Source organism: Rhizobium ecuadorense, assembly GCF_001187535.1.
GTDB classification, from domain to species: Bacteria; Pseudomonadota; Alphaproteobacteria; order Rhizobiales; family Rhizobiaceae; genus Rhizobium; species Rhizobium ecuadorense.
The window spans coordinates 1-257 of sequence record NZ_LFIO01001337.1; the positions used below are offsets into that span (position 1 = coordinate 1).

1 pseudogene is annotated in these 257 nt (G+C 53.7%); it reads right to left on the reverse strand.

Annotated elements, in window-relative coordinates:
• Positions 1-103: pseudogene (locus AF337_RS42690) on the reverse strand (response regulator); the annotation flags it as partial.
• Between the last annotated feature and the right edge of the window lie 154 nt (positions 104-257).

The window sequence follows — 257 nt, forward strand, 5'->3', positions numbered from 1 at the left end:
CCACCGTCGAAACCGGGCCGATGGTCTGGTGTCCAGCCTCTTGCGCAATGCGTTCGAGTTCCAGAGCGATAAAATTCTCGTCTTCAACAATCATGACTTTCATGAATAAGCCTCCTCATAGACGGGCTGTTAGGCGCACTACCGGTAGCGGGTACAACGCAACCGTCCCCGGAATGTTTCCACTTTGAGAAGAAAAATTTGTCGATCGGCGGGCAGCGCCGCGTTACCGGTTCTGCTATTGGTCCTTGTGGAGGAAC